Annotated in this window: 7 protein-coding genes; 2 read left to right on the forward strand and 5 right to left on the reverse strand. The window is 75.1% G+C overall.

Annotated features, from left to right (window positions below; genetic code table 11):
* Position 1: 1 nt before the first annotated feature.
* The 5 genes from ACFW1I_RS07680 to ACFW1I_RS07700 form a co-directional block, all read right to left on the reverse strand.
* Positions 2 to 646, reverse strand: coding sequence for a response regulator (locus tag ACFW1I_RS07680; RefSeq protein WP_384667104.1), 645 nt, complete (start codon positions 644 to 646; stop codon positions 2 to 4).
* Positions 637 to 1,800 carry a sensor histidine kinase gene (locus ACFW1I_RS07685; RefSeq protein ID WP_384667108.1) on the reverse strand — a complete coding sequence of 388 codons (1,164 nt, stop codon included), beginning with the start codon at positions 1,798 to 1,800 and terminating at the stop codon, positions 637 to 639. Before ACFW1I_RS07685 ends, ACFW1I_RS07680 begins: the two co-directional genes overlap by 10 nt.
* A gap of 14 nt (positions 1,801 to 1,814) precedes the next feature.
* A complete protein-coding gene (locus tag ACFW1I_RS07690) occupies positions 1,815 to 2,477 on the reverse strand; it encodes a DedA family protein (protein ID WP_384667111.1) in 663 nt (220 codons plus the stop codon).
* A gap of 133 nt (positions 2,478 to 2,610) precedes the next feature.
* Positions 2,611 to 3,231: an isochorismatase family protein gene (locus ACFW1I_RS07695; RefSeq protein ID WP_384667114.1), complete on the reverse strand. Its 621-nt coding sequence runs from the start codon at positions 3,229 to 3,231 to the stop codon at positions 2,611 to 2,613.
* 96 nt (positions 3,232 to 3,327) lie between these two features.
* Positions 3,328 to 4,359 (reverse strand): GlxA family transcriptional regulator, encoded by a 1,032-nt coding sequence (locus ACFW1I_RS07700; RefSeq protein WP_384667117.1) that lies wholly within the window; start codon positions 4,357 to 4,359, stop codon positions 3,328 to 3,330.
* Between the two features lie 117 nt (positions 4,360 to 4,476).
* Between ACFW1I_RS07700 and miaB the strand changes: the two genes are divergently transcribed.
* Positions 4,477 to 6,006 (forward strand): tRNA (N6-isopentenyl adenosine(37)-C2)-methylthiotransferase MiaB, encoded by a 1,530-nt coding sequence (miaB, locus tag ACFW1I_RS07705; RefSeq protein WP_384667120.1) that lies wholly within the window; start codon positions 4,477 to 4,479, stop codon positions 6,004 to 6,006.
* Positions 6,007 to 6,045: 39 nt separating this feature from the next.
* Complete coding sequence (locus tag ACFW1I_RS07710) at positions 6,046 to 6,747, forward strand: class III extradiol dioxygenase subunit B-like domain-containing protein (protein ID WP_384667123.1); 702 nt, start codon at positions 6,046 to 6,048, stop codon at positions 6,745 to 6,747.
* Positions 6,748 to 6,819: the final 72 nt, after the last annotated feature.

A 6,819-nucleotide genomic window follows, 5' to 3' on the forward strand; every position in this document is an offset into this window, starting at 1 on the left:
GCTACGCCTCCAGATACCGCAGGACCGCGAGGATCCGGGGGCTGTGGCCCTCGGTCCCGCGCAGCTCCAGCTTGTCGAAGACCGCGTTGAGGTGCTTCTCCACCGCGCTCAGCGACAGGTGCAGCCGGCGCGCGATCGCCGCGTTCGTGCACCCCTCCGCCAGCACCTGGAGCACCTCCCGCTCGCGCGGGGTCAGCCGGGCCAGCGGATCGGCGTGCGCGCTCCTGACCACCAGCTGCCGGACGACCTCCGGGTCGATCGCCGCCCCGCCCGCGTGGATCCGCTCCAGCGCGTCCAGGAACTCCTCGACCTGCGCCACCCGGTCCTTCAGCAGATAGCCGACCCGCTCGGCGCCGGCCGCCAGGAGCCGGGCCGCGTAGCTCCGTTCGACGTGCTGCGAGAGCACCAGGACGCCCGTCCCGGGCAGCCGTTCGCGGAGGGCGACGGCGGCCCGCAGGCCCTCGTCGGTGTGCGTCGGCGGCATCCGGATGTCCACCACGACCACGTCGGGGCGGAGCGCCTCCGCCTCGGCGACCAGCGTCTCCGCGTCGCCGAACGCGCCGACGACCTCGTGCCCCTCCTCCGCGAGCAGACGGGCGAGACCCTCCCGCAGCAGGGTCGAGTCCTCGGCCAGGATCACACGCACGGCAGCTCCGCGACGATGGTGGTGGGTCCCCCGAGGGGGCTGTCGATCCGCAGGACGCCGTCGAGCGCGGCGACCCGCCCGCGCAGCCCGGTCAGGCCGCTGCCCGCCGGATCCGCGCCGCCCCGGCCGTCGTCCTCGATCCGCACGGTGAGCGGGCCGCCGGGCGCCGCCGCGACCCGTACCGACACGGCCGAGGCGTCCGCGTGCTTGGCCGCGTTGGTGACGGCCTCGGAGACGACGAAGTACGCGGCCGTCTCCACCGGGCGGGGCAGCGGGCCCGCCACCTCGTAGGCGATCCGCAGCGGCAGCGCGCACCGCTGCGCCACCCCGCCGAGCGCCTCCTCCAGACCGAGGCTGTCCAGCGCCGACGGGTACGCCCGCCAGGCCACCTCGCGCAGCTCGGCCAGCACCTCCTGGGCCTCCCGGTGCGCCTGCCCCAGCAGCTCCGCCGCCCGCTCCGGATCGCGCGCGCCGCCCCTGCGCGCCCGCCCGATCAGCATGGCGAGCGCCACGAGCCGCTGCTGCACGCCGTCGTGGAGGTCCCGCTCGATCCGCCGCCGCTCCGCGTCCACGGCCCGCACGACCGCCGCCCGGCTGACCGACAGCTCGTCGATCCGGCGCCGCAGCAACTCCCGCTCCGAGGGCCCGAAGTGCTCCCGGGCCAGCCGGGCGTCGAGCGCGGTCAGCGCGAACAGCCCCTGGAGACCGAGGAAGAGCAGGACGCCCCCGAGGACGAGCTGCGCCAGCAGCTCCGCGGGCCCGAAGGCCCCGCGCACCACACCGCCGACCAGCAGCGCCGCGAGCACCAGACCGAAGCCGAGCAGCGCGAGCACCACCGCGCAGACGAGCCCCGTCCAGGACCGGAGGGCCAGATAGCGGACGGCGCCGCCCTCGCCCCGCTTCTCGTACGCCTCGGGGAAGCGGTCGCCGAAGAAGCCTTCCCGCCGCCTCCGCTCCAGCTCCACGAGCCGCCGGGCACCAGAGTCGAGCAGGCCCAGGGCGTACGTCCGCGTCCGCGGCCACGACAGGAGGCCGCCGAGCCCGACCCCGGCCACCAGGAGGTACAGGAGTCCGACCGGCGCCGTCAGACACCCGGCCACCACTCCCGCCGCACGGCGGACCCCGAACCGCCCCCCACCGCCGCCCCGTTCCACGTCCACCACCCTAGCTAGGCGCGGCGGTGACGGGGCTCCGCCCCGCGCCCCCGGAGCCGTACGACGAGCCAGGTCGCGGCGGCCGCGAGGACCAGGACGACGACGGCCTTCGAGGCCACGCCCACGTACGACTCGACCAGCTCCCAGCGGTCGCCGAGGGCGTAGCCGGCGAGGACCAGGACGCCGTTCCAGACGAGGCTGCCCACGGTGGTGAGGAGCAGGAAGAGCGGGACCGGCATCCGCTCCACCCCGGCGGGCACCGAGATCAGGCTGCGGAAGATCGGCAACATCCGGCCCAGCAGGACCGCCTTGGCGCCGTGCCGCCGGAACCACGCCTCGGTCCGCTCCAGGTCCGCCGGCTTCACCAGCGGCAGCCGCGCCCACAGCGCGTGCATCCGCTCGCGGCCGAAGAGCGCGCCGAGCCCGTACAGGGCCAGCGCGCCCACCACCGAGCCGAGCGTCGTCCAGAACAGGGCCGAGGCGAGGCTCAGCACGCCCTGTCCGGCCGCGAAGCCGGTCAGCGGCAGGATCACCTCGCTCGGGAGCGGCGGGAAGAGGTTCTCCAGCGCGATGGCGGCCCCGGCGCCCGGTCCGCCGAGCGTGTCGACGAGGCCGGCCGCCCAGCCGGCGACGCCGCCGGCGGGCTCCTGGGCGAGAGCGGTCGGGAACGGCGGCATGAGCCCTCCATGACTGTGGGGAAGGTCCCCGGCGGACCCGCCGGGCGACCCTCCCCACGCTAGGAACCGCAGCTCGGAGCCGGTATGCGCGTTCCCGTCCGGTGACCCTGCGGAAAACCGCAGGGCCGGCGGCTCAGGCCGGCAGGTCCGCGGCCGTCGGCACCACGACCGCGAAGACGTCGGTCAGCCCGGTCAGCGCGGCCCGCTTGAGCTCGGCGGCGGGCACCACCGTGCCGTCCGGCGCGGTGAGCGCCCGGGTGGCGGTGGCCTCGGCGACGACGGTCGGCCGGTAGCCCAGGTTGAACGCGGCCTGGGCGGTGTAGTTGACGCACATGTGGGTCATGAACCCGGCCAGGACCAGGTCCTTCCCGCCGCCGGCCGCGAAGCCGAGGCCGGTGAGGACCTTCTCCAGGTCGGTGGCGTGGAAGGCGTTCGGGAAGTTCTTCACCACGACCGGCTCGCCCTCGGCCGGGGCCACCTCGTCGCTGATCGCGCCGACGTGGGCGGTGAGGTCGTACGGGGAGCCCTCGCCGCTGTCGTGCTGGACGTGGACGACCGGGGCGCCGGCCGCCCGGGCCCGGGCGAGGAGCCGCGCGGCCTCGGCGACGGCCTCCTCGGCGCCCTCCAGCGCCATCACCCCGGAGCGGTAGGTGTTCTGGACGTCGATGAGGACCAGGACCGCCTCGGAGAGCCGGGCCGGCTCGTCGGAGAGACCGGAGAGGGACCGCAGGGGGGTGGAGGGAGTGAGGGACATATCGGTGCCTTTCTAGAGGAAACGGAGTGTTTCAGGGCAGGGCGAAGCCGCCCGCCCGGGGCGAAGCCGCCCGCCCAGGGGGATGACGAGGGAGGTTCAGCCGGTCCCGGTGCGGAACCGGCGCCGGTACGCCGCCGGCGTGGTCGCGAGCTGCCGGCGGAACGCCCGGTGCAGGGTCTCCACCGAGCCGAGCCCCGCCCGCGCCGCCACCTCCGCGAGCGGCGCGTCCGAGGTCTCCAGATGGCGCCGGGCCACCTCGATCCGGGCCGCCTCCACATAGGCGGCGGGGCTCGACCCCGTCTCCTGCGCGAAGACCCGGGCGAAGTGCCGCTCGCTCAGACACATCCGGCCGGCCAGCCGCTCCGTGGACAGGTCGCCGTCGAGGTGGTCCGCGATCCAGAGCCGCAGCTCGTCGATGTCCCGCCGGCCGGCCGCCGGACGGCTCAGCGGCACCGAGAACTGGCTCTGCCCGCCCTGCCGCTTCAGATACATCACGAGCTGCCGGGCGACCGCGAGCGCGGTGTCCTCGCCCAGGTCCTCGGCCACCAGGGCGAGGGACAGGTCGAGGCAGGCGCTGATCCCGGCCCCGGTCCAGAGCCGGCCCCGGTCCGTCCGTACGAAGATCGGATCGGGATCGACGGCGACCTCCGGGTGCTCGGCCGCCAGCTGCGCGGCCGTCGACCAGTGGGTCGTCGCCGTCCTGCCGTCGAGGAGCCCGGCCGCCGCCAGCACGTGCGCGCCGACGCAGACCGACGCCACCCGCCGGGCGTGCGGCGCGGTCTCCCGCACCCACCGCACGACCTCCGGATCGAGCCGGGCGACGACCCCGCCGTCCGGGGCCGGATCGACCGCCCCCGGCACCAGGAGGGTGTCGACGTCCGCGCCGACCTCGTCGAAGCCGAGGTCCGCGACCAGCCGCACCCCGGCCGAGGTCCGCACCTCCCCGGCGCCGCCGGGCGCGGCCAGCCGCACCCGGTAGCGGGCGGGACCGCCCGCCTCCCGGTTGGCCAGCGCGAACACCTCGGCCGGCCCGGTCACGTCGAGCAGGTCCACGTCGGGGAAGACCGCGACGACGACCCGGTGGACGGGGTGCCCGCCGGGGCCGGTGGTGGAGCGCGTCTCGGTCATGACCCCACCTTCGCCCGCCCCGCCTCGTGACGGCAATGACGATTCCCTGTCACATCCGGACACCGGGCCCGGACGGAGGCCGCTGGAGACCGCCTACTCTTGAATACTCTTGAAGGCATGACCAGCAGCAGCGACCGGAGTCTCACAGTGGGCATCGAAGGACCGAAGACCTACGACATTCGCACCTACGGGTGTCAGATGAACGTCCACGACTCCGAACGGCTCTCCGGTCTGCTGGAGGAGGCCGGCTACGTCCGCGCGCCCAAGGAGGCCGACGGCGCCGACGTCGTCGTCTTCAACACCTGTGCGGTCCGCGAGAACGCCGACAACAAGCTGTACGGCAACCTCGGTCACCTCGCCCCGATGAAGACCGCCCGCCCCGGCATGCAGATCGCCGTCGGCGGCTGCCTCGCCCAGAAGGACCGCGACACCATCGTCAAGCGCGCCCCCTGGGTCGACGTGGTCTTCGGCACCCACAACATCGGCAAGCTGCCGGTCCTGCTGGAGCGCGCCCGCGTCCAGCAGGAGGCGCAGGTCGAGATCGCCGAGTCGCTGGAGGCGTTCCCCTCCACCCTGCCGACCCGCCGCGAGTCGGCGTACGCGGCCTGGGTCTCGATCTCGGTCGGCTGCAACAACACCTGCACCTTCTGCATCGTCCCCGCCCTGCGCGGCAAGGAGGAGGACCGCCGCCCCGGCGACATCCTCGCCGAGATCGAGGCGCTAGTCGCCGAGGGCGTCTCCGAGATCACCCTGCTCGGCCAGAACGTGAACGCCTACGGCTCCGACCTCGGCGACCGCGAGGCCTTCAGCAAGCTGCTGCGCGCCTGCGGCTCCATCGAGGGCCTGGAGCGGGTCCGCTTCACCTCCCCGCACCCGCGCGACTTCACCGACGACGTCATCGCCGCCATGGCCGAGACGCCGAACGTGATGCCGCAGCTGCACATGCCGCTCCAGTCCGGCTCCGACACCGTCCTGCGGGCCATGCGCCGCTCGTACCGCCAGGAGCGTTTCCTCGGCATCATCGAGAAGGTGCGCGCCGCCATCCCGCACGCCGCCATCTCCACCGACATCATCGTCGGCTTCCCCGGCGAGACCGAGGAGGACTTCGAGCAGACCATGCACGTGGTCCGCGAGGCCCGCTTCGCGAACGCCTTCACCTTCCAGTACTCCAAGCGCCCCGGCACCCCGGCCGCCGAGATGGACGGCCAGATCCCCAAGGAGGTCGTGCAGGCCCGCTACGAGCGCCTGGTCGCCCTCCAGGAGGAGATCTCCTGGGACGAGAACAAGAAGCAGGTCGGCCGCACCCTGGAGGTCATGGTCGCCGAGGGCGAGGGCCGCAAGGACGGCACCACCCACCGCCTCTCCGGCCGCGCCCCCGACAACCGGCTCGTCCACTTCACCAAGCCCGACGAGGACGTCCGCCCCGGCGACGTGGTGACCGTCGAGATCACCTACGCCGCCCCGCACCACCTGCTCGCCGAGGGCCCGACCACCGCCGTCCGCCGCACCCGCGCGGGCGACGCCTGGGAGAAGCGCACCGCCGCGGCCGCCGCCAAGCCGGCCGGCGTGCTGCTGGGCCTGCCGAAGATCGGCGTCCCCGAGCCGCTCCCGCAGGCCGAGGCCCCGGCCTGCGGCGTCGGCCACTGACACCGCCCGGCGCGCCGACGGGGCAGTAGGCTGCGGATCATGCTTGTCGCCGCAGCCGTGTGCCCCTGCCCGCCGCTCCTCGTGCCCGAGGTCGCGAGCGGCGCCGCCCCCGAGCTGGAGGCCGTGCGGGAGCACTGCGCGGACGCCCTCGGGGTGCTCGCCGCCGCCCGGCCCGACCGGCTCGTCGTCGTCGGGCCGGCCCCGGAGGGCGCCCAGGGCGCCTTCCCGGCCGGCTCCACGGGCTCCTTCGCCGGATTCGGCGTCGACCTGTCCGTACGGTTCGGCGAGGGCCCCGGGGGCCGTCCGCTGCCGGCCTCTCTCGCGGTGGGCGCCTGGCTGCTCTCCCGTACCCGTTCCGACGTGCCCGTCGAGGGGCTCGGGATCGGCGAGCTGGCCAGCGCCGAGGAGTGCGCGGAGACCGGACGGCGGCTGGCCGCCGCGGACGAGCGGGTCGCCCTGCTCGTCCTGGGCGACGGCAGTGCCTGCCGGACCGTGAAGGCCCCCGGCTACTTCGACGAGCGCGCCGCCGGCTTCGACGCCGAGGCCGCCCGGGTCCTGGGCTCCGCCGACGTGCCCGGCGTCCTCGCCCTCGACGCCGGCCTCGCGGCCGAGCTGAAGGCGGCCGGACGCGCCCCCTGGCAGGTCCTCGCGGGCGCCGCCGAGGGCGCCGGCCTGGCCGGCCGCCTCCTCCACGAGGACGCCCCGTACGGCGTCGAGTACCTGGTCGCCGTCTGGTCCTGAGACCGGACCCGACGGAACCGGGGGTTGGGGCCGGGGGGCGAGGCGAGCGGGCCCCCGCCCGGCGCGGCGGGC

The sequence above is a fragment of the Streptomyces sp. NPDC058955 genome, from assembly GCF_042741435.1.
GTDB lineage: Bacteria > Actinomycetota > Actinomycetes > Streptomycetales > Streptomycetaceae > Streptomyces.